Annotated in this window: 17 protein-coding genes; 6 read left to right on the top strand and 11 right to left on the bottom strand. The window is 44.3% G+C overall.

The features are described 5' to 3' along the window. Positions 1–78: 78 nt before the first annotated feature. Entirely contained in the window at positions 79–1,347 is a 1,269-nt protein-coding gene (locus PO830_RS09785) for a carboxypeptidase-like regulatory domain-containing protein (RefSeq protein ID WP_272853382.1), read from the top strand. Between the two features lie 47 nt (positions 1,348–1,394). Here PO830_RS09785 and PO830_RS09780 read toward each other — a convergent pair whose 3' ends face one another. The 4 genes from PO830_RS09780 to PO830_RS09765 all read right to left on the bottom strand — a co-directional run bounded on the left by PO830_RS09780 (position 1,395) and on the right by PO830_RS09765 (position 7,367). Then, a complete protein-coding gene (locus PO830_RS09780) occupies positions 1,395–3,794 on the bottom strand; it encodes a glycoside hydrolase family 31 protein (RefSeq protein WP_272853381.1) in 2,400 nt (799 codons plus the stop codon). A 124-nt stretch (positions 3,795–3,918) separates the two neighbouring features. After that, complete coding sequence (gene glgB / locus PO830_RS09775; protein WP_272853380.1) at positions 3,919–5,823, bottom strand: 1,4-alpha-glucan branching protein GlgB; 1,905 nt, start codon at positions 5,821–5,823, stop codon at positions 3,919–3,921. Positions 5,824–5,935: 112 nt separating this feature from the next. After that, complete coding sequence (locus PO830_RS09770; protein WP_272853379.1) at positions 5,936–6,637, bottom strand: leucine-rich repeat domain-containing protein; 702 nt, start codon at positions 6,635–6,637, stop codon at positions 5,936–5,938. A gap of 82 nt (positions 6,638–6,719) precedes the next feature. Continuing rightward, the gene (locus tag PO830_RS09765; protein ID WP_272853378.1) at positions 6,720–7,367 is read right to left on the bottom strand and encodes an alpha/beta hydrolase; all 648 of its coding nucleotides are present in this window, start codon (positions 7,365–7,367) and stop codon (positions 6,720–6,722) included. A gap of 50 nt (positions 7,368–7,417) precedes the next feature. Between PO830_RS09765 and PO830_RS09760 the strand changes: the two genes are divergently transcribed. Genes PO830_RS09760 through menD form a run of 3 tightly spaced genes read left to right on the top strand, consistent with a single transcriptional unit; the run spans position 7,418 to position 10,598 of the window. Beyond that, positions 7,418–7,840, top strand: coding sequence for a PaaI family thioesterase (locus PO830_RS09760; RefSeq protein ID WP_272853377.1), 423 nt, complete (start codon positions 7,418–7,420; stop codon positions 7,838–7,840). Positions 7,841–7,843: 3 nt separating this feature from the next. Then, positions 7,844–8,902, top strand: a complete 1,059-nt coding sequence (locus PO830_RS09755; RefSeq protein WP_272853376.1) for an isochorismate synthase — start codon at positions 7,844–7,846, stop codon at positions 8,900–8,902. A gap of 31 nt (positions 8,903–8,933) precedes the next feature. Continuing rightward, complete coding sequence (gene menD / locus PO830_RS09750) at positions 8,934–10,598, top strand: 2-succinyl-5-enolpyruvyl-6-hydroxy-3-cyclohexene-1-carboxylic-acid synthase (protein ID WP_272853375.1); 1,665 nt, start codon at positions 8,934–8,936, stop codon at positions 10,596–10,598. Here menD and PO830_RS09745 read toward each other — a convergent pair. Continuing rightward, complete coding sequence (locus PO830_RS09745; RefSeq protein WP_272853374.1) at positions 10,595–11,011, bottom strand: hypothetical protein; 417 nt, start codon at positions 11,009–11,011, stop codon at positions 10,595–10,597. The two genes, menD and PO830_RS09745, sit on opposite strands and share 4 nt — an antisense overlap. 233 nt (positions 11,012–11,244) lie before the next feature. Here PO830_RS09745 and PO830_RS09740 point away from each other — a divergent pair, with 233 nt between their 5' ends. Beyond that, the gene (locus PO830_RS09740) at positions 11,245–12,084 is read left to right on the top strand and encodes a CvfB family protein (protein WP_272853373.1); all 840 of its coding nucleotides are present in this window, start codon (positions 11,245–11,247) and stop codon (positions 12,082–12,084) included. Here the strand turns inward: PO830_RS09740 and PO830_RS09735 are convergent. Further along, a complete protein-coding gene (locus PO830_RS09735) occupies positions 12,081–12,524 on the bottom strand; it encodes a hypothetical protein (protein WP_272853372.1) in 444 nt (147 codons plus the stop codon). The genes PO830_RS09740 and PO830_RS09735 overlap by 4 nt on opposite strands. A 39-nt stretch (positions 12,525–12,563) precedes the next feature. Next, positions 12,564–13,685: a C1 family peptidase gene (locus tag PO830_RS09730; protein ID WP_272853371.1), complete on the bottom strand. Its 1,122-nt coding sequence runs from the start codon at positions 13,683–13,685 to the stop codon at positions 12,564–12,566. Positions 13,686–13,761: 76 nt separating this feature from the next. On the opposite strand from PO830_RS09730, the gene PO830_RS09725 reads away from it, so the two are divergent. Further along, complete coding sequence (locus tag PO830_RS09725) at positions 13,762–14,601, top strand: 1,4-dihydroxy-2-naphthoyl-CoA synthase (RefSeq protein ID WP_272853370.1); 840 nt, start codon at positions 13,762–13,764, stop codon at positions 14,599–14,601. A gap of 43 nt (positions 14,602–14,644) precedes the next feature. Here PO830_RS09725 and PO830_RS09720 read toward each other — a convergent pair whose 3' ends face one another. The 4 genes from PO830_RS09720 to PO830_RS09705 form a co-directional block, all read right to left on the bottom strand. Next, complete coding sequence (locus tag PO830_RS09720) at positions 14,645–15,274, bottom strand: SDR family oxidoreductase (RefSeq protein WP_272853369.1); 630 nt, start codon at positions 15,272–15,274, stop codon at positions 14,645–14,647. Between the two features lie 97 nt (positions 15,275–15,371). Next, positions 15,372–16,274 carry a succinylglutamate desuccinylase/aspartoacylase domain-containing protein gene (locus PO830_RS09715; protein ID WP_272853368.1) on the bottom strand — a complete coding sequence of 301 codons (903 nt, stop codon included), beginning with the start codon at positions 16,272–16,274 and terminating at the stop codon, positions 15,372–15,374. 20 nt (positions 16,275–16,294) lie between these two features. After that, on the bottom strand, positions 16,295–17,347 hold the full coding sequence (locus tag PO830_RS09710; protein ID WP_272853367.1) for a glutathione synthase: 1,053 nt from the start codon (positions 17,345–17,347) through the stop codon (positions 16,295–16,297). Between the two features lies 1 nt (position 17,348). Then, positions 17,349–19,199, bottom strand: a complete 1,851-nt coding sequence (locus PO830_RS09705; protein WP_272853366.1) for a flavohemoglobin expression-modulating QEGLA motif protein — start codon at positions 19,197–19,199, stop codon at positions 17,349–17,351. Positions 19,200–19,274: the final 75 nt, after the last annotated feature.

Raw genomic sequence — 19,274 nt, 5'->3', positions numbered from 1 at the left:
TTACTGATTTTATTGCTAATTCGTTGAAAACAAGTCTTATGAGTTGTATCTTTAAGAGAATCTTTAAAAAATATACTCATGAAATCTTTTCTTTCCTCTGTAGGCCTTAGCCTTTTATGTTTGAGTATGCTCTTTGTAACTTCCGCAGGAATCGCTCAAGAACTCTCTGAATTTACTCAGTTTGAAGGAACTGTTGTAGATCAAGCCACCAACACGCCACTCTCTTCGGTTTCCCTCTCCGTTCAGAACACTGCCATCTCTACCGTAACCAATAGCGAAGGTGAATTTACGCTGAAAGTACCCAACGAATCATTAAACCAATCGATAGTGGTGTCCTTGTTAGGGTACCAACCTCAGCAAATCCCATTGCAATCCTTACAGCGAAATGGAGCTGAACTGAAGCTTCAAGCGAAGGTCACAGAGCTGACCGAAGTAAGTGTCTTAACGTACCGCGATCCGGAAGCGCTTATCCGTGAGGTATTCGATAAGAAAAACGCGAATACCATGAATCAGGAGGTGAAGATGACGGCCTTCTATCGCGAAACCATTAAGCGTCGCAATCGCAATGTATCGCTTACCGAAGCGGTTGTCAATTTGTATAAAAAACCCTATGCGTCTAATGAAGATGATGCAATCACCCTTCACAAAGCGCGAAAAAGCACCGATTATCGGCGTCTGGACACCGTGGCCTTAAAGCTGCAAGGGGGGCCGTATTCTACCCTGTATTTAGACATTATGAAGTATCCTGAATACATTTTTACGCCCTCGACCATAGGCGAATACAATTATCGTTTCGAACCTCCCACCACCATAGAAGGTCGTCCGGCGTATGTGGTATATTTCAAGCAACGCAATAACTTGAATCAACCGCATTACGAAGGCAAATTGTTTGTGGATTCTGAAAGCTTGGCACTCACTAGTGCCGATTACAAGCTTGTTATTGGGAATCAACGAGAGGCCAGTAAGATTTTTGTAAAGAAAAAGCCCAACGATGTTAGGGTGTACCCAGAATCGGCTGCGTATCATGTAGATTATCGACAGCAGAACGGCAAATGGCATTACAGCTACGGCAATGTTTCGTTGACGTTTAAAGTAGATAAACGCAGACGACTGTTTAATCAAGTCTACACCTTATCCAGCGAGATGGCCGTGACCAATTGGGAAGCGACCCCCAGTAGTCCGATAGCGACCGAAGAAGCGCTAGAGCCTTCCGTGGTATTGGCAGACCAGGTATCCGGATTTTCGGATCCCGATTTCTGGGGCCCTTATAATGTCATTGAACCGGAAAAATCGATCGAATCTGCAATTGATAAGATTCAGCGAAACCTCAATCGAGGCGGGCAGTAGTAGTGTGCGTATTATAAAGCGAAAAAGCGGCTTATCAGCCGCTTTTCTTATTCACCAATGAGATGAAGTTCCGTAAAGTTCTTATCGACGGTGAGAGAAGTATTTCCATTCACTTTAAGGTCGGTGAGTTGTACTTCCTTATTATCTACCTCGATTGTTTTAATGATAAAAGGCAGTCGTTTTAAATCGAGTTTAAATCGGTTGTAGCTAGTGGTGTATTCCCCTTCTTTATGCTGCTGAATAATCAGTTCGTTCTTTAAGCCTGTTAACTTGAACGTTCTATAGCTGAAACGCCCTTTTTTATAATCATAGCCTTCATGCGCGTCTTCATAGAGAACGGAAGACTCTTTCCCTTCCTTATAATACACTTCTAATTCTACTTCTTCGATGGTTTTTTCACCTACGTATTGTTGCACCGGATACTTCGGAATGATCGCGCCTTCCTTCACAAAGAGCGGAATCGAATCGATGTCGGCATCAACCCAAAGCTCTTTTCCACCTTCAACAACTTCGTGCGTCCAGTAATTAAACCAATTACCTTTCGGAACGTACATCCGTCGTCCTTTCGAATTTGGCTGAAGAATAGGACATACCAGAAGATGCTTTCCGAATAAGAACTCATCGGTGCGATAGTAGGTTTGATGATCTTCCTGATCTAGCAACACCAAAGGTTTCACCATGGGCGTTCCATCCTTTACATACTGATAAAAGGCGGTATACAAATACGGAAGCATTTTGTAACGTAGTTCGATAAACTTTCGAACGATGTCGGTCACATTTTCGTCAAAGGCCCACGGTTCCTGATCTCCGTGATCCCCCGAGGAGTGTACGCGACAGAAGGGGTGGAAAATGCCCAATTGAATCCAACGTACAAAAAGTTCGCCGGTAGGTTGTTCTGCGAAGCCGCCGATATCTGTTCCGATAAACGACATGCCAGAGATCGCCATTCGCTGAATTTGCTGGTTAGCGATCCACAAATGCTCCCAACTGGCGATATTGTCTCCGGTCCAGGAAGAACTGTATCGCTGTGTTCCCGAATAGGCGGCACGCGTGATAATAAACGGCCGTTTTGGATAGACAAACTCCTTTACTCCGTTGTAAGTCGCCTTCGCCATTTGCATTCCATAAATATTATGCGCTTTGCTATGACTACAGGGGTTGCCATCGTAATGGTGTCGCACGTCTAACGGGAAGGTCTTGGTGGGAACTTCCATCACGGCGGGTTCGTTCATATCATTCCAAACTCCGCTTATCCCTACGTCTTGTATCAACTCTTTAAAGAGTCCGCTCCACCATTTCCGCACTTTGGGGTTGGTGTAATCGGGAAAGTTACACTCGCCCGGCCATACTTTCCCTCGCATCAACGGTCCATCGGCTCTTTTACAGAAATAATCGTTTTCCAGGGCCTCCTGATACACCCAATAATCTTTATCTATCTTAATGCCCGGATCGATAATGGCAACTGTTTTGAATCCGTCCTTTTCCAGGTCGGCTACCATCTTTTTCGGTTCGGGGAAATACTCTTTATTCCACGTAAAGCAGCGCCATCCCTCCATATAATCAATATCGAGATAGATGGCGTCACACGGAATTTTGAGATCGCGAAATTTCTGAGTGATTTCGCGCACATTGCTTTCCGGATAGTAGCTCCATTTACTCTGATGATATCCTAAGGCCCATAGTGGCGGAAGTTCAGGTTTCCCGGTGAGGTCGGTGTAGTTTTTTACCACATCTTCCATTTCGGGACCGTAAAAGAAGTAATAATTCATTTCTCCTCCTTGCGCCCAGAAGCTAGTCACCCCACGACGTTCGTTTCCGAAGTCAAAAAAGGTTTTAAAGGTATTGTCAAAGAAAACACCGTAGCTCAAATTGTTATGCAATCCAATGTAAAACGGAATCGCCTTATACAACGGATCCTTATCCTTTCCGAAGGCATACTCGTCGGTTACCCAGTTTTGAACCCGCTTTCCCTTCAGGTTAAAATGCATCGGCTTGTCGCCCAAACCATAGTAGCATTCCATCTTTTGTTCTTGCTTGCTCATTTTTACGATATCGCTTCCAAGCGCATAGCTGTACTCCCAATGAAATCCTTGCTCGTCTTCATTAATCAAAATACCCTCTGAATTATAGATCGTTTTTTTCAGATTGCTCTTGTCGATATGAATCGAAAGTTTGGAAGTATTGATGATGTACTTATCGACTTCTTCGGTATAATCGAGATGGTTATAACCGGTAACGGCATCTGCTGAGATGGCGTAGCTAAAATCCTTGGGGAACGAACCATTAGGCGCATAGCGAAAGCGAATAAGGCTGTCTCTTAACACGGTAATCTGAAGCAACACATCATTGTGGGTTGCGATATAAAATCGGTCTTTGTTTTTTTCGAACGATTTGATGGCGGAAGGGTACTCATTTCCCTTGTGCTCAAGCTCGGTGTTTACAATCATAGGAATAGGGACTCGTTAGTGCAATGGCAGCCATGTACTTGTGTACAGGAAGAACAAACATACGTATTCAATTTCGCTCAAAAAAGCAAAGAGAAACCGAAATCGATTTCGAAAAACGTATTTTTTAACGCGGAAGGGTATACGCGATCATCGCTAAGGGTGGGAGATCGATTTCAATGGATTGTGGCCGGTAATTCCAAGACGTCGTACCGCTCTTGACGCGTTTTTTTACCGTGTATCCGCTTCCTCCATACATGTCTGCATCCGAATTAAATACCATCGAATAGGTACCTTCTTTAGGAACGCCAATGCGATAGCCCTTTCTTGGGATGGGTGTCAGATTACAAACCACTAAGAGTTGTTTTGTTGTGTTGCCTTTTCGCACATAGGTGATCACCGAATTTTCCGCATCGCCATAGTCAATCCATTCGTAGCCTTCGGAAGAAAACTGCAAGGCGTGCAAGGCGTCATTAGAACGATAGAAATGATTCAGGTCTGAAACCAGTTGCTGAATGCCGCTGTGGAATGGATATTCTAAGAGGTACCAATCCAGTCCGTTTTGAAAGTCCCATTCCTCTCCTTGCCCTAATTCGGCTCCCATGAATAGGAGTTTAGTGCCGGGTTGGGTAAACATAAAGCTGTAGAGCAGGCGCAGATTGGCAAAGCGCTGCCACTCATCACCCGGCATCCGATAGAGCAGAGATCGTTTTCCGTAGACCACTTCATCATGACTCAGCGGAAGCATAAAATTTTCGGTAAAAGCGTAGGTGAGACTGAAGGTCAGGTCATTTTGATGGTGCTTGCGGTAAATGGGTTCTTTTTTGAAATATTCTAGCGTATCGTGCATCCAACCCATCATCCATTTCATACCGAAACCGAGACCGCCCATACTGGTAGGTTTCGAGACCATGGGAAATGAGGTAGATTCTTCCGCAATGGTCTGAACGCCCTCGTAATGTGCGTAGACAGCTTCGTTCAATTCCTTCAGAAAAGAAATGGCATCCAAGTTCTCCCGTCCACCGTGAATATTTGGCTCCCATTCGCCCTCCTCTCTGGAGTAATCGAGATATAACATGGAAGCTACGGCATCTACTCGCAAGCCATCAACATGGTATTTGTCCAGCCAAAAAAGCGCATTACTGATTAGAAAGGCACGTACTTCATTGCGGCCATAATTAAAGATGAGACTTTTCCAATCGGGGTGATAGCCCTTTCTTCGATCGGGGTGTTCGTAGAGGTGTGAGCCGTCAAAGTTTCCTAATCCGTGGGCATCTTCCGGAAAGTGGGAGGGAACCCAATCGAGAATGACGCCAATGCCGTTGGCATGTAACGTATCTATCAGCACCATAAAATCTTCTGGCTTCCCGAAGCGTGCAGTAGGGGCAAAGTATCCCGTAATTTGATACCCCCATGAAGGATCGAATGGATATTCCATGACGGGCATGAGTTCTACATGGGTAAACTGCATTTTCTTTACATAGTCGGTAAGCGTTTCTGCAAGTTCGAGATACGACAGCACCTTGTTTCCTGGCCCTCTGCGCCAGGAGCTCAAATGCACTTCATAGACCGAAAAGGGCTGGTCGAGCTGTTGTATTTTGGGACGTTTTTGTATCCAATCTTGATCCTTCCAAGCGTGTTGTAAGTCCCAAACCACAGAAGCTGTTTTTGGAGGATGTTCAGCGCGAAGGGCAAACGGATCGGCTTTCTCAACTACTTGTCCGCCATGATGACTGTGAATTTTGTATTTGTACAGACTTCCCTTTTGAACTCCGGGAATAAATCCTTCCCATATGCCGGAACCGTCCCATCGAACGTTGAGAGGATGTTTCTCATCTTGCCAATGGTTAAAATCACCAATCACGCTCACTGCTTTTGCGGAAGGTGCCCACACGGCAAAGTACACACCTTTAGTTCCCTTGACTTCCAGCAGATGCGCCCCTAATTTTTCGTAAAGGCGATAATGCTTTCCGGAGGAAAATAAGCTGATATCAAATTCGGTGAAGAGGCTAAACGATTGTACGTGTTCCATGGGAGGGTTAAAACCTTAAAGATAGGCAAACACCAACAACTTTATGGAAAAATAAAAATCCCCTTTGCCAATAGCGAAAGGGGAACTTTTCATTTGGGGCGAAAAGTGTAGGTTAGTTCTCTTCAGTTTCAATGGCGATAATACTGCGTCCCATGGGCGCAATAGGTTCATCGCTAAGGTCTAGTTGTCCTGATTTAGACATTAAGATGGCAGAAAATCTACTGTCTTGTTCAAAGTTGTTTTCCGCAACCATAAGTTCTTTAAGATTAGCGTTGGAAGCCAATCCGGCAGGAATCATTCCGTGAAAATCATTGTCAAAAACATTAAAAACCTCCAATAGGGGTAAGGTTCCAATGGCTGCTGGGATCTCACCACTCAACTTATTACTACTTAAGTGCAATTGTTTTAATTGAGTCATGTTTGCGATGCTTTCAGGTACAATACCGGTTAGTTCATTTCCATTAAAAGCCAGTATTTGTAGCTTAGAAAGCTTACCTAATGATTCGGGTAAGGAACCGTGTAATTTATTGAACGAGAGTTCTAAGACCATGAGCTGATCCAGGTTTCCTATGGAAGCGGGTAATGTTCCATCTAAATTATTGAAGAACATACGAATTCCGGTCACGCGACCATCGGTAATGGTAACACCTTGCCAGTCTTCCACAGGAGTGTTTAAATCCCATGACTGCACCCACTGATCTCCTTGGGTAGCGACATATAAGTCGACTAAGGCTTCTTTATCAGAAGCAGGAACCTGAGCGATGATGATAGAACATATAAGTAATAAAGCGGGGGTTAGTAGACGTCTCAACATATACGAATTTTCTTACGTTATGATGTAAAATAAGCGTATAGAAAGTTAATGTGCAAATATATTCGATGAAATACACATTTTATTAAGAAGTCTTTAAGGGCTTTTGAGCCTTAATGAAATCGGTATCCACTTCATGCGGCCCCTCGAAGGTACTTACTTTAAGTCGGCTTCCAAACACCGATTGAATATGATCTATTTCAGTAATAGCCCGACTTTCAGAGATATATTCATCGTTAGTACCATAATGATAGGAAACTATGGCTGCCTCTGAAAGGTGTTCAAAATGTGTCGCAGTTAATTCTTTCGGTACACTTCCCGATAATAATACCAATTGATCGCACGAATGCTTCGCAAAGGCGAGCCAACGCGTAGCAATGGAAACCCCTTGCGAATACCCCAGTACAACGAGATGTACGTTCGAATCGATTGCCTCTTCCTTCCAAATTGCTTCCATATAAGAAAGTATGTTGTCAATCCCCATGTGGGTGTTCTCACGTGTGAGCCACGAGGCGCCCACGTGCTTAAATCGGTTATCCTGGTAATAGGTGTTAAGACCTTGTGGAGCGATGATATAATGTTCTTTAGAGTCTAATCCTGCGAAATACCGAAGAAAGTACTTGCTTAAATATCCCATACCGTGAAATACCACCCAAACCGTCTTGGTGTCAGCTGTATAGGCGTTCATCGTCTCGTAAGGATGCGTGCTTTCGAAGGAAACTTTTTTTTGCATGGCGTAGGATGTAGGGCGTTTTTGTATTTTTACAAATGTAAAAGAAACCTATGAAGTATTCTAAAGAAGAGGCTTTAGCTGCGTGCAACCGAATGTGTAAAAATACATTGATGCAAACGTTAGATATTGAATTTGTGGACCTAACCGACACCTCCTTGGTAGCTCGCATGCCTGTGTCTCCCAAGGTACATCAACCCGATGGCGTGTTACACGGCGGTGCGTCGGTTGCACTTGCTGAGAGCGCAGGTAGCGCGGCAGCCTTTATGTTTTTAGATGCTGAAAATGTAAGCGTGCGCGGTATTGAAATTGCCGCCAATCATGTGAAAGGGGTGCGAGAAGGGCATGTGTATGCACACGCGACTGTACTTCATAAGGGAAGAACCACTCAATTGTGGCAAATCAGGATTGAAAATGAAACGGGTGCGCTAATTTCAATGGTGAAACTTACAACAATGACCTTACCTAAGCATTAGTACTTGAAAGATCTTTTTGACCGCATAACACGACAATACGAAAGCAATCGCCCTTTTGTGGTATATAACACGCCAAAAGGTAGTATGTTGAAGGCATACTTGCAGAAAGAAGGAGTGGTTCCGGAAGATCCTTATGCTAGAAAGGGGTTTCTTTTCGCGCCATTTCAGAAAGAGCAGAAATCGTACGCCATTCACCAAGCGTATAGTGAGGAACTCGAGGTGCCCATTCCGAAGAAAAAAATACCCCTACATCATGCCGTCTTTCCTGAAACTAAAGAAGAATTCGATCGGTATACCGCCATCGTTTCTCTGGCATTGGCAACGATTCAAGAAAGTAAGGCGGAAAAAATAGTACTTAGCAGAAAGCGCGTCCTGGAATTGCGAAACTTCAGTTTACAAGATACCATCATGCGCCTGTTTTCTCTGTATCCATCCGCTTTTTGTTATCTGTGGTTTCATCCGGAAACCGGACTTTGGTGTGGGGCGACTCCTGAAGTGCTTCTTGCTGTGCGAAATCATCATTTCACCACCATGGCATTGGCAGGCACGATGGTTGCGGCTACTGGAAAAGTATTACAATGGACACAGAAAGAGCGGGACGAACAGCAATTTGTGACCGATGCTATCGTGGAAGCACTGCAACCCCATACCACGCAACTGGAAACCTCAAATACCTACAACCATCACGCAGGAAAATTGACTCATTTACGTACCGACATCTCAGGGGAGTTAAAGTCGGGCGGTACCTCGCTACGAGAAGTAGTTCAAGCGCTTCATCCCACTCCAGCTGTTTGTGGTCTTCCCACTGCCGAAGCCTTAGCGTTTATCGATGCAGTAGAAAATTACGATCGCAGCTTTTATACGGGTTACCTCGGAATTGTTAATCCCCACGAGAATGAGGCCCAATTGTTTGTCAACCTTCGTTGTATGCAGCTCACAGCGGTGAATGCTTCACTGTATGTTGGCGGTGGCATTACGGCCGAATCTGATCCGAAAGCGGAATGGGAAGAGACCCGTAATAAATTGCAAACCATGCTACAGGTTCTGCATCCACTGCTTTAGAATTAACGGGAAGAGTTGTATTTTTGAAGTAATGAACTACTCCAATAAGCCCCTCTCTCAAACGGTCGTGCAATTGTGCCTTTCCAAAGGAATTGATCACATCGTTATTTCACCGGGTTCCCGAAACGCACCGCTCACCATTGGGTTTACCGAACACGGATCGTTTAATACCTATAGTATTGTTGATGAGCGTTGTGCGGCTTTTTTTGGACTGGGACTCGCGCAACAATTGAAACGCCCGGTGGCACTAGTATGTACGTCAGGATCAGCATTACTCAATTACTATCCAGCCATTGCAGAGGCCTATTACAGTCATATTCCGCTGGTCGTGCTTTCCGCAGACCGCCCTAAAGAATTAATAGATATTGGAGATGGTCAAACCATTCGTCAATTTGAAGTATATCGAAATCATATTCTCTACAGTGGTCAATGTAAAGAAGGAGCGGAGCATCAACTCTTCAATGAGAAAGAGATAAATATTGCCTTGAATACTGCTATGGAGCTGCAGGGTCCCGTACACATCAACCTCCCTTTTTCTGAACCTTTGTACCATACTGTGAGCGATCCTACGGTACGTCCTCAACACGTGCCCGCACGCAAGGAACCTTTCATAGTGTCAGAACCATTAGCGCCGTTTGTAGATTCCTGGAATTCGAGTAATAAGAAACTTCTCCTTTTAGGAGTTTTACCGCCAAATTCGTTATCGGATGCTATTCTCGAAGCCTTGGCGGCAGACCCCAGTGTTTTGGTACTCACCGAAACAACTTCGAATGTGCATCACGATGCCTTTATCGAAAATATCGACCAGTTGATTACCTCCCTTTCCGAAGAAGAAAAAAAATCCTTCCAACCACACGTTCTCGTGACCATGGGGGGCATGATTGTTTCAAAACGGATTAAGGCATTGCTTCGTGCATTTCAAGCAAAGGAACACTGGCATATAGGTCCTGAAAAAGCGAATGATACCTTCTTTCACTTAACGCATCACTTTAAGTGTTCTCTAGGCTCATTTTGGACGCAATTTCTTCCGAAAACCACGTCTGTTGATAGCACGTATCAAGCACACTGGAATACCATTCGACAGCGAAGACAAGATAGACATCATCACTTTTTGCCCACGGCAGCCTATTCAGATTTGACCGTTTTTCAGGTACTCTTTGAGCAACTGTCGGAAAACATTGATTTACAGTTAGCCAATAGTGCTACCATACGGTATTCGCAATTATTTTCGATGCATTCCTCTTGGCACGTGTACTGCAATCGCGGTACCAGTGGCATCGATGGAAGTACAAGCACAGCCATAGGGGCCGCAGCGGCTTCAACACGCACTACGGTATGTATCACCGGAGACCTAAGTTTTTTCTATGATAGCAATGCCTTGTGGAACCATTACATTCCGGCTAGTTTTCGGATTATCCTGATCAATAATAGTGGCGGGGGAATCTTCAGAATTTTACCGCATGCAAAAAAAGCCGCACAATTTGAGACCTTCTTTGAAACGCAGCACCAACTAACTGCAAAACCTTTGGCGGATCTGTATCAATGGGGATACCGCAAGGCAGAATCACTAGAAGAAGTAAAAGCTTCATTAGATACGTTTTTCGAGGTCACCGATAGGCCTCTGCTGCTTGAAATTCATACGCCTGCTAAAGCAAATGATCTTGTATTGCAAGCATATTTCGATGCGTTGTACTAGGCGGTAGGTGAAAGGAACTCTTGCGCCCATTGGTAGGCGTCTTCTAGAGAATCTTTCTTCACGAAAGGTTTTTTACAAAAAGTAGATTCTAATGAGAAGGTAGGGTCTTCAACACCTTTTGGACTCACAACGGCAATTCCTTTGAGCGTTGGAATCTTGTTAATGTATTTGTAATCATTGGGCTGTACCGAGTAAGAGTTGATTCGATTAGAAATATAAACCCAAGGCTTATTTCCTAAAATGGTGAGGCCTTTCACTAAAAGCGTAAATCCCGTCTTGTACGAGAGGGTTTTTCCTTCCTTCACCTCAACGACTACAATAGTGTCGTAGAAGTAGGCGGTTAATACTTCGTTCTCTAGAACATGGGTAGTGTTCTGAACTTCCGAAAAATGGGAAGTAATAGTTACTGACATAAGGGGGTGTTTTAGGTTTGTTGTTAGTTATATTCATTTCTGAATACATCTAAATGTACTCGTTCTTATTGGAAAAATCAACCCTTCTAAGAAAACTTTAAGAGTTTGAAAAACAGCGGCTTTTTATCACACCTTTTGATTTTTCAAGCAGAAAGAGAACGCTTAAACGTCAAGTTTCGATACTTCGTATGATTTTTAGCGATAAACTATTCTTAAGTCTTTACCTTTGCTGTATGATGCAATTAGGAGTTTTTCACGATCTGGAAATCCTTCGGAATACAGATCCAGGTTTATTTCTCGGTGATGCCGAAGGAAACGAAGTGTTGTTGCCGCATCGCTACGCCCCGGATTCTTTTGAGATAGGAGACAAAGTGCGGGTTTTCGTGTATCTGGATAATGAAGAACGGCCCATAGCTACTACCGAAGCTCCCGAACTTACCCTTCATGAATTTGCCACCTTACGATGCAGCGATGTTAACAAATACGGTGCATTTATGGAGTGGGGTCCCGAAAAGCAGCTCTTCGTGCCCTTTAAAGAACAGGCTCGGCCTATGACAGTAGGACATTGGTATGTGGTATATCTATACCAGGATCCTATCACCAATCGTCTGGTAGGCTCCAGTAAAACGCACCGTTTCCTCGATAATTCTAAACTTACGATCAAAAAGTTTGATGAGGTAACCATTATGGTAACCCACATTACCGATAAAGGAGCGAACGTGATCATCAATGGGAAGCACGAAGGACTTATTTATATGGAAGATATTTTTGAGGACCTGCGTACCGGAGATCGTCTAAAAGCTTATGTGAAGAAGATTCGGCACGATCATAAAGTAGATATTGTGCTGCAGGCTCCTGGGTATCGAAGTATCGAACCAAACGCAAACTATATTTACGAAGAATTGCAGGCCGCCGGAGGATTCCTTCCTTTGCATGACAAAAGCGATCCGGAAACCATAAAAAATCAGCTTGGATTGAGTAAAAAAAGCTTTAAGAAGGCAATCGGGGCGTTGTATAAAGACAAAAAGATTCTAATTCAAAAGGATGGCATTTCCTTAGTAGAGGAGGCTTAATACCGTTGATTCCATCCAAAATCCGGATTTCGGTAGTACCCAAAGGGAGTAAATGCCGGACGATAACTTACATTTCGCATATCGGTGTAAACCGGGTTGCGAACCTTTGTTTTGCCGTCGGAAACATAGTTTTTATCGGTTCCGAGGTTTCCATACGCCGCTTCTAATTTGCTCGTATCAAAATCGGGTGACACGTAACCATGTTGTTGTTCCATAGCAGTTGCCATGTCCACTGGCAACCGATAATTTTGTGTATTCATACGAAGGGTTTTCAGCTTGGTAGAAAAGCTGGAGGTACGCTCTGTCCTCAGTTTCCAGGTGGAAATTTCGGCGATTTCTGGCAAGGCAGTCGCTTCAATTTTGAAAAATTTTGTTTCAAAATCGTACTGCGCCACCATAGAAGCGGGTAGCAGTAATAAGATACACAGAAGCCTTTTCATATAGACAAATGTAGCAAAATTCAAGCCACATTTCAAGGGCTACAGGTTCAGCTTCCTGGCAGTTTGCTTCGGAATGGCATCCTGATGAACCGTGATACTTATCGCCTTCAATTTCATGTAGGCTTCGCTAAAATAAACGTAGCCACCGTTCGCATTTCGGGTAGCATCTGTTCCCCAACTATTTTTGACCTTGTAGTACTTGGTACCCTTCTGATCTCGCAAGACTCCCGTAATGTGCATTAAATGGTCATCGGTGGTAGCATAGCGCTCAAATTCTTGCTGTCGGAAGGCTTGCGTAATAGTCTTCTGCGGAAAGGCTCCTTGTAAGGCCAAGATATTATCAGCTTCGTTCTCAGGAATTACCGCTACTCCGTCTTTAGATGAAAAGGTGCGTTCGCTCACATCGCAGTCCAACTCAACGGTAAACCCATTCTCCAGGGCGTTATCGATACTGGCAATAAACGTATCAAGCGGCACATTATAAAACCGCCCGTTACTCCAATTGTCTGGGATATTCAAAATAAACTCATCATAAAATGGAGCGTGCGTAAAGGACGTGATCGAAACATAGTCGGATGGAACGATCTTCGTCATTGCTAAAAATGATTGTGGTGTGTATTGTTGGCCTTCGTACGAAAAGCTATCCACAGGGGCGCCGAGATACACATCGAGAACGCCTGCAACTGCCTGGCGCCATTTCGGACTCAAGGAGCGACCGGGATTTTCGACATAGGTCGAAAGCATGGCTTCCAAAACAGCCACGAGCTCGGCATGATTGTGGGCATTTTCCGAAGCATCCAATCCGCTGTACACCGATTGCGGTACGAGTCCGTTTTCAGCTACAGAACGCAGCACATCGTGGGCGAGTCCGCCTTCCGAGAACTGTGCCTTCCCCTGACGCATGACGTAATTTTCAGCCTTTTTCGGATAGGTATGTCGTACCGTGTACATTTCGGAAAGATCGATCTGCTTTCCGGTGAGTCTTAGTATTTCAGACTCTAAGAAGGAGGTGCTGGAAAAACTCCAACAGGTTCCAGTGCGCCCCTGACTAATGACCGGGGTGGCTTCCAGATCGATGACTGTGGTAAACTGATAGGGTTCTTGTGCCAGTAAGGTGGCGCTCATTCCGAAGAGGAAAAGGCAATAAAGAATATTCTTCATGATGCGATTATTATGAATCTAGGATCGAATAAAAATTTGAAAGCAATTGGTATCTTTGATGCTAAATGTACAAATTATGAGCACACCGAATTGGGAAACCATCAAAGAATACACCGATATTACCTATAAAAAGAGCAATGGAGTAGCCCGCATCGCCTTTAATCGTCCGGAGGTTCGCAATGCCTTTCGACCGCATACCACCAGTGAATTACTGGACGCCTTTCATGATGCTCAGGAAGATACTGGCATCGGTGTGATATTGCTTTCTGCCGAAGGCCCATCGCCCAAGGATGGTGTTTATAGCTTCTGCAGTGGTGGTGATCAAGCGGCTCGTGGTAAACAGGGGTACGTAGGACAAGATGGGTATCATCGCCTGAATATTTTGGAAGTACAACGTCTCATACGTTTTATGCCGAAAGCGGTGATCGCTGTAGTTCCGGGTTGGGCTGTGGGAGGCGGCCATAGCTTACACGTAGTTTGCGACATGACCCTGGCGAGCGAGGAACACGCTATTTTTAAACAAACAGATGCCGACGTAACCTCCTTCGATGGAGGATATGGAAGTGCTTACTTAGCAAAAATGGTGGGGCAGAAAAAGGCGCGGGAAATCTTTTTCCTAGGCAGAAATTACAGTGCGCAAGAAGCTTTTGAGATGGGTATGGTCAATGCGGTAGTTCCGCACGATCAACTGGAACAAACGGCCTATGAGTGGGCACAGGAAGTGTTGGCAAAATCGCCAATTTCGATCAAAATGTTGAAGTTTGCCATGAACCTCACCGACGATGGGATGGTTGGACAACAAGTATTTGCCGGCGAAGCGACACGACTGGCCTACATGACAGATGAAGCCAAAGAGGGCAGGGACGCTTTTCTAGAAAAACGGAAACCTAATTTTGAAAAAAAGTGGTTGCCATAAAAAAAGCCCCATCCAAAGATGGGGCGTAATGTATTCTCGGAGCTTAGCTGAATTTCAATAAGGCCGTTTCAATAATTTCGTCGCCCGATAAGAGCTCAAATGTTGCTTTCGGGGCTACGGTCTCTTCTAAACTGGCGACAAGCGTTCGCGCGACATCTGCTCTAGAAATTTCTCCTTCAGGTTCTAGTTGTTTGGCTGCCTTCACACGATGACTCGCCGATTCATTATTTAGTGCGCCAGGTCGAACGATGGTGTAGTTTAATTTACTCGCTTGTAAGTATTCATCCGCATCTTGCTTGGCTTTTAGGTATTCTTGCAAGTCTTCTGAAGCTTCGGGTCTGTCGGCTCCAATGGCACTAAGCATAACAAATTTCTTGACCGAATTGGCTTTGGCTGCATCTACCAGTTTTTTGGCTCCTTCCTGATCCACTTCCTTTAGATTTTTTCCTTTCGAACCTGCAGCAAATATCACCTTGTCGGCCTCTTGGGTAACTTGCGAAATGTCCTCAGTCAGATCTGCCTGAAGCGTAGCCACTCCCATTTTTTCAAACTGGTCTTGTTGGGAACTCTTTCGAACCATTGCTATGGGCGAATACCGATCTGAATGCTTTAATAAGTTAATGATTTCCTTTCCTGTGGTGCCTGTCGCACCGGCTACTAATACTCTTTCCATAGCTGTAAAATAGGCAAAGAGCCCAACTATCGAAAGGCTCTTAACGCACTTTAACCCAAAATGTTTAGGATTTCATAAGGGTAGCTTTTCAACAGGTTTAGGAAACTTCTTGTACCACAAAAAACCCATCGTTTCCCTGCTTTTGATAGAGTGGCATAAAGATAAAGGCATCCCATTGGCTGCGAATTGGCTGGCTGTTGTGGTGTGCTAATAACACCCCTTTTTCAATGGGCTGAAAATTTTCGAAACCTGATTCCATGGTAAAAGTATCACCCTCGGTGAGTCCGTGTCGATAAATAATCTCAAAGGTTTTGCGATTGTTGCGGAAGGTCTCCGTTTTTTCAACCGCTGTTGGAAGTTTGGGGAGGCGATCCAGTTCTAATTGCAAGGCTTTTTGAAGCGCCAGCCATATCATTCCTTCGTGGTAAGCAACAGCGTCTTTGCTGGTGTGTTGTCCTGCTTCTACCACGAATCCGGTAAGTTTTTGATCGCTCAAATAGTGATCGATCGTTCCGGAGACGATGTCAGAAAACCCCCGTATTATATGAATTGGAAACGCATGTGCCCAGGAATCGTTGTCGTTTACTACCTGTACAGAAATATAAGGCAAGCTGTCTGAAGAAGTTGTATGACAATCCATAAAATACCGTTGGGTATAGGCATCGGCAGGATGTTTTTCCAGAAGCGAAATAATGTCAAACATCTCTTTTTCTTCGGAAGAAAGTGCGTCGTTATTCTTGTTTTCTCGTTGGCTTTCAGACCAGGTTCTATTCAAGTCTTCATCAATATAACGTACTCCCTCTTCCAACGCAGTGGTGTTACCCACCAATCCAATTAGGGTTCCTTTGATATCAGGTTTTGACTGTTTCAATTCTTCAAAGACGCGCTGAAGGGCTTTGACACCACTGGGTTCATTTCCATGCACTGCGGCAGTTACAAACAGCAACGGACCTTTTTTTCCACTTGAATAATTTCCAATAATTCGGGCTCTTTTCGTCATAGTTCTGGCGTTCTTAAGGTTTAATCCATAGTGGCCAACTCGCGATTTGATAACTCGCGTTGGTAAAACGATTTATATTCCATTTTACGTTCAATGGCCTTAACCACGGTTTCGGTGAAATCAGGTAAGCCAATATCCTTGCAATAGTCTAAGCCACCCGGACTCAATACGTTGATCTCAATGAGTTTGTCATCCACAATATCGAGTCCTACGAAAAAGAGGCCATCTCGTTTTAACTTTGGTGCGGTAATGTCTACAATCCGCTGCATTTCTTTAGTGAGCTTCGCCTTTTTCGCTTTGGCGCCTAATGCAAGATTACTTCGGAATTCTGAGGCGTCGTTATTCACTCTCCGGATCACTGCAAGTTCTCCATCTTCCTCGAGAATTTGCCCATTCATTAGTATGACCCGTACGTCGCCTTTAGATACTTCCGGAAGAAATTCTTGTGCAATGACATATCCGTTAGCACTAATGGTTTCAATGATCTGATTCAAGTTCTTTTTGTCCTTATCAATTAAGTACACATTTTGGCCCCCTGAGCCTTCGAGAGGTTTCAGAACCATTTTCTTTCCGGCCTCTTCCCAAAATTTTAGGAGGTCTTCTTTATTTCGGGTAATAAGACTATTTGGCTTAATGACACTCGGCAATTCTTCAAAGTACAGCTTGTCAATAAAGGCGTGCGACATAGCAAAGGCATCGTTGAGAACCAAAACACCACTTTGCTGGATCATGCGGGCAAAGGCAATCCCACTGTGTTCGGCCCAGTGGCGATCGTCGGTTTCTTCCGTAGGATTATTCCGAAGAAACAATACATCTAACGAATCACTACCAATCACACTGTAGGCTAGTTCAGGGTCTTGAACACGGTCCCAGAACTTCTCTACCGTTCGAGATTTTGGGGTCTTTGGAATTTTTTTACAGCGCAGGCTAATGGGCTTGTCGTGATGAAAAATAAAATCTCCTACGCTCATGACGAAGAGATTGTGTCCTCGTTCCTGTACCTTTTTCATAAGAACCACGGAGGTGCCAATGGCTTCGGTAGCAATATCGCTTATTACAAAACAAATGTTCATATTATATCATTTTTGAAAGGGCAAGCCCTTGTTTAACAGCATCTAATTTTTGGTGGAAGGAGTCGGATTGCATATATCGCGGCGTTACTTTTGGAGGCAATAGCAGTCCGCGATTCGTAAGGTCTTCAATAATTTCCACATGCTTTAAGGCAAACTTTCCTGCCAACAGGGGTTTGAGGGCACCACCCTCCTGAAGATAGTCTCGTAACTGTACCAACCCTTTTAAATAAATAATATCCTTCATAAACCCACCTCCCTGAAACATACGTGAGGTTATGTTGAAAGCGTTCTCTTTGGTAAAACCATATTGTTCGAGGAGGGCTCTAAAAATCTCTTTAAATCCACATCCTTCCAATAGCAATTGCCCCGCCAGTACCCGGCCTGCCAAGATCCTCAGTCGGTTGGCGTTTAACCCTCCAATAAGGTACTCTGCCATAACGGCCAATCCTTCTTGTAAGGCGTCATAATCTGCCAATCCTACGGCCAGCTGTTGTAGGGGTTGTTGTTTTCCATTGTAGTACGTTAGCGCATGCGTCCCAATTTCGTGTTGAATGAGCGCTTGCGCTTCCTTCTGGGAGAGGGTATAATCGGAAGGAAGGTAGAGTTCACCGTTGGAAACCATGATAATGTTGACGTCGTCCCGAATGTGTACTTTCGACTGAAACGTTTCTGACTGGCCTCTAAAATATTCAAATTCTTGCGTTGCTAACTCTCGAAATTGATAGGCGTCGATTAATGCTTCCGCCGTTCTTGGTTGATCTTTGGGTAATTCTTCTAGAATCTTTTCGGCTTCTGAAAGCACCTTCTTGGTGAGCCCCTTGTACAAACGAATACTGCTATACAGGAAATTCTTCGAGCCGCGTTCCTTCAACATGGTTAATTCATGATCAATCTCTTCTCGTTTTTCATCGAAGAGGTAAGCAAGTGCCGGATCATCAATTTCATCAATGCGCAAATTGTACAATTTCCGTTTCAAGAGATCCGGATCTATGGGGAGCAGACGATAGTGATACTCGTTGATTTCTTTAAAGTCTGAAGCAAAAAACCGACTCCGTAACGCTTGAATGTTTACGGGAGCGACCAACAATAAAAATTGATAACTCGATTGAATGGCCGCCATTTGGCGATCTATCTTAAAAACTTCTTTATGGATTTCACGCTTACCCAGGGTGTGATAGTGGGCGAGTGGGGAAGAGGTTTGCACACGCACGAATTCGAATACCGCCTTGCGTATGGCATCAGCCCATTGATCTCTAAATTTTCTGAAGTATACAGGAAAGGTTATTCCAGCGGCGTTTCGATAAACGGGGGGAACTTCGATACCGATACTCGTTCCTCCTAATTTTTTGAGGTGGTCTATTGTAAACAGTTCCGAATCAGACTTCCGTTGGCGTTCTTTTGTTTTCTCCACGCGAGCCGAAAGAGAAACACGATACCGTCTACTATCGATGTTTGCCAAGGCTGTTTGCAACATCTCTAGGGAGGCCGGTAGTTTGTGAGCCGGACCTTTGATTACGAATTCAGTACTCGATTGCGCTCCTGCAAAAAGTTCGAGTAGCAGAAACGAGCCAAAACGATCTGCCATCTGTTCGGTAATACGATGTAATAACTCTTTGAAGAAGTCAAATGATTCCGTCCCAATGATCAAATACGAAGCGCCCGTTCTTGCCAGTCGAAGTGTGGCAGCATCGTTCTCGCGTTTCCGATAAATTAATAGAAAGGGAACATCGTGTTCTAAGAAGAGATGTCCACCATGAGGCAGCGGACAAATAGTGCGTCCTTCTGGGCGAATTTGTCCAATAATATCATCCAATTGTTGTTCATAGATCGCTTTCTCTTCGGAAATCTGCAAAAGGTGTTGGTTTAAGGTTGTTTTTTAATATAAAAAAAACGCTTCCGGCGAGAGAAGCGTTTAGTCTTTATTTAA

Source organism: Altibacter sp. HG106, from assembly GCF_028561755.1.
GTDB lineage: Bacteria > Bacteroidota > Bacteroidia > Flavobacteriales > Flavobacteriaceae > DFVG01.
Note: the sequence above shows the minus strand (reverse complement) of the source record. Positions and strands in the feature narration are given on the sequence as shown.

What these genes read in the sequence shown, in the direction of transcription:
- PO830_RS09785 (WP_272853382.1), top strand. Translation starts at nt 79, where the DNA reads ATGAAATCTTTTCTTTCCTCTGTAGGCCTTAGCCTTTTATGTTTGAGT.
- PO830_RS09710 (WP_272853367.1), bottom strand. Translation starts at nt 17,347, where the DNA reads ATGAACATTTGTTTTGTAATAAGCGATATTGCTACCGAAGCCATTGGC.
- PO830_RS09725 (WP_272853370.1), top strand. Translation starts at nt 13,762, where the DNA reads ATGAGCACACCGAATTGGGAAACCATCAAAGAATACACCGATATTACC.
- PO830_RS09760 (WP_272853377.1), top strand. Translation starts at nt 7,418, where the DNA reads ATGAAGTATTCTAAAGAAGAGGCTTTAGCTGCGTGCAACCGAATGTGT.
- PO830_RS09765 (WP_272853378.1), bottom strand. Translation starts at nt 7,367, where the DNA reads ATGCAAAAAAAAGTTTCCTTCGAAAGCACGCATCCTTACGAGACGATG.
- menD (WP_272853375.1), top strand. Translation starts at nt 8,934, where the DNA reads ATGAACTACTCCAATAAGCCCCTCTCTCAAACGGTCGTGCAATTGTGC.
- PO830_RS09735 (WP_272853372.1), bottom strand. Translation starts at nt 12,524, where the DNA reads ATGAAAAGGCTTCTGTGTATCTTATTACTGCTACCCGCTTCTATGGTG.
- PO830_RS09740 (WP_272853373.1), top strand. Translation starts at nt 11,245, where the DNA reads ATGATGCAATTAGGAGTTTTTCACGATCTGGAAATCCTTCGGAATACA.
- glgB (WP_272853380.1), bottom strand. Translation starts at nt 5,823, where the DNA reads ATGGAACACGTACAATCGTTTAGCCTCTTCACCGAATTTGATATCAGC.
- PO830_RS09745 (WP_272853374.1), bottom strand. Translation starts at nt 11,011, where the DNA reads ATGTCAGTAACTATTACTTCCCATTTTTCGGAAGTTCAGAACACTACC.
- PO830_RS09720 (WP_272853369.1), bottom strand. Translation starts at nt 15,274, where the DNA reads ATGGAAAGAGTATTAGTAGCCGGTGCGACAGGCACCACAGGAAAGGAA.
- PO830_RS09770 (WP_272853379.1), bottom strand. Translation starts at nt 6,637, where the DNA reads ATGTTGAGACGTCTACTAACCCCCGCTTTATTACTTATATGTTCTATC.
- PO830_RS09730 (WP_272853371.1), bottom strand. Translation starts at nt 13,685, where the DNA reads ATGAAGAATATTCTTTATTGCCTTTTCCTCTTCGGAATGAGCGCCACC.
- PO830_RS09715 (WP_272853368.1), bottom strand. Translation starts at nt 16,274, where the DNA reads ATGACGAAAAGAGCCCGAATTATTGGAAATTATTCAAGTGGAAAAAAA.
- PO830_RS09780 (WP_272853381.1), bottom strand. Translation starts at nt 3,794, where the DNA reads ATGATTGTAAACACCGAGCTTGAGCACAAGGGAAATGAGTACCCTTCC.